This window comes from Actinomadura sp. NPDC048032 (assembly GCF_040653175.1).
Lineage (GTDB): Bacteria > Actinomycetota > Actinomycetes > Streptosporangiales > Streptosporangiaceae > Spirillospora > Spirillospora verrucosospora.
On sequence record NZ_JBEZJP010000745.1, the window covers coordinates 1 to 1,923 of the forward strand.

At 71.0% G+C, this 1,923-nt stretch carries 3 protein-coding genes and 1 pseudogene; 1 reads left to right on the forward strand and 3 read right to left on the reverse strand.

What is annotated here, in order from left to right; translation table 11 throughout:
• Both AB0C69_RS41780 and AB0C69_RS41785 read right to left on the reverse strand, forming a co-directional pair.
• The coding region (locus AB0C69_RS41780) for an AMP-binding protein (RefSeq protein ID WP_360362367.1) at window positions 1-483 on the reverse strand (483 nt) is incomplete at its 3' end.
• Window positions 484-581: 98 nt separating this feature from the next.
• Window positions 582-1,196, reverse strand: a complete 615-nt coding sequence (locus AB0C69_RS41785) for a TetR/AcrR family transcriptional regulator (protein ID WP_360362369.1) — start codon at window positions 1,194-1,196, stop codon at window positions 582-584.
• Between the two features lie 138 nt (window positions 1,197-1,334).
• Between AB0C69_RS41785 and AB0C69_RS41790 the strand changes: the two genes are divergently transcribed.
• A complete protein-coding gene (locus tag AB0C69_RS41790; RefSeq protein WP_345180354.1) occupies window positions 1,335-1,805 on the forward strand; it encodes a carboxymuconolactone decarboxylase family protein in 471 nt (156 codons plus the stop codon).
• A 33-nt stretch (window positions 1,806-1,838) separates the two neighbouring features.
• Here AB0C69_RS41790 and AB0C69_RS41795 read toward each other — a convergent pair.
• Window positions 1,839-1,922: pseudogene (locus AB0C69_RS41795) on the reverse strand (hypothetical protein); the annotation flags it as partial.
• Window position 1,923 lies beyond the last annotated feature (1 nt).

The following is a 1,923-nucleotide window of genomic DNA, read 5'->3' on the forward strand; positions in this document are numbered from 1 at the left end:
GATCCGCGTGTACTCGCCCTCGACGCCGTCGAACTTCCCGGTCTCGGACGAGGCGGTCACCACGTGCCGGGCCTTCCCGCGCGTCAGCCGGTCCTGGAGGTCGGCCGTGCCGAGCAGCGGCGTGCACGGGATCATGATCGCGCCGAGCTTCATCGCCGCGAGCACGGTCTCCCACAGCTCCACCTGGTTGCCGAGCATCAGGATGATCCGGTCGCCGCGCCGCACCCCCGCCCGCCGCAGCATGTTCGCGACCTGGTTCGACCGCCGCGCCATCTGCGAGAAGGAGTACCGGGCCTCGGCGCCGTCCTCCTCGACGATCCACAGCGCGGGCGAGTCGTTCCCTTCGGCGATCTTGTCGAACCAGTCCAGCGCCCAGTTGAAACCGGTCAGCACCGGCCAGCGGAACTTCTCGTACGCCGTCGCGTAGTCGTCGCGATGCGCGAGCAGGAAGTCGCGCGCCGCGCGGAACTCGACTGCGGGCATGGTCTTCTCCCTCGTAGCCGCACGGACACCCCGGTCAGAAGGATGGTTGGCCATCCGGGTGACCCACGCCACCCCCGAACGGGGGTAGTGGGGTGGTCTTACCCGCCCGTTACGAAGGTTGAGCGCAGCAACAGCGCCATGTGGTCGCCGATTTGGCCGGGGCTCCAGCCGCGGTCGTCGAGCAGCGTCCCGACCACCCCGTTGGCGACCAGCGCGAGGAGCATGTCGGTGGCGGTGTCGACCGTCCAGCCGGGGGCGAGCACGCCCTCCTCGTCGAGCCGCAGGATCAGCGTGCGGTTCCTGTCGTACCGCCGGCGCATGGCGGCCTCCCAGTGCCGGGCCGCGTCCGGGTCGCTGCCCGCTTCGCGCTCCACCGCCCGCGCGACCGCGAGGACGCGCGCCATGAACTCGGCGTGCCGGCGCGCGAACATCTCCAGCGCGGTCACCGCGTCGGGCGCCTCGCCGACGGCGGCGAACCGCCCTCGCAGGTCCTCGACCTCGTTGACGTGGTCGAACAGCTCGCTGATCAGGTCGGCGCGCGACGCGAAGTGCAGGTAGACGGCCCGCCGCGAGACACCGGCGCGCTCGGCGACGGCCGCCATCGTCGTGGCCGCCATCCCGTGGTCCTCGACGAGCTCGCGCGCCGCCCGCAGCAGCGCCGTCCGGGAACGCCGGCTGCGCGCGTTCCGCGGCTCCTCGATCGTCCTCGTCATGGCCCCCATGTTCCCAGCCGCGCGCCCGATTCCCGCCCGGACCGCCGAGGTGAGCGGAGTCACTCCCGGGAGGCCGTCACAACCCGGGGCACCGCCCCGTCAACCTGGCGTCACCCTCCACACGGCAAGGAGATCACTATGAACCCCCGTTTCGACTACTACGGCACCGCCTCCGGCGGAAAGTTCATGAAGCACCTGCTGTCGGCGGCCAAGGTCGTCTCGGGCTCGACGGTGCCCTCCACGACGCTGCACCTGGTGGAGCTGCGCGCCAGTCAGATCAACGGCTGCGGGTTCTGCGTCGACATGCACAGCAAGGACCTCGTCCACGAGGGCGAGTCCTCGGTGCGCCTCAACCTGGTCGCGGCCTGGCGTGAGGCCACCGTCTTCACCGACGCCGAGCGCGCCGCCCTGGAGCTGGCCGAGCAGGGCACCCGCCTCGCCGACGGCGCCGGCGTCTCCGACGAGGTCTGGGAGAACGCGGCCAAGCACTACGACGAGGAGGAGCTCGCCACCCTGGTGTCGCTCATCGCCCTCATCAACACCTGGAACCGGTTGAACGTCATCACCCGGCAGCCCGCCGGTTCCTACGAGCCCGGCCAGTTCGGCTGACCGCCCCGGGCGCGGACGTGCCACGCGCTTGAACAGGTTGGACACCTGCGGCTCGATGCACTCGTAGCAGCCCGCGATGGACGCGATCGTCGCGGTCGGCGCGATCGCGACGAGCAGC

What these genes read in the sequence shown, in the direction of transcription:
- AB0C69_RS41785 (WP_360362369.1), bottom strand. Translation starts at nt 1,196, where the DNA reads ATGACGAGGACGATCGAGGAGCCGCGGAACGCGCGCAGCCGGCGTTCC.
- AB0C69_RS41790 (WP_345180354.1), top strand. Translation starts at nt 1,335, where the DNA reads ATGAACCCCCGTTTCGACTACTACGGCACCGCCTCCGGCGGAAAGTTC.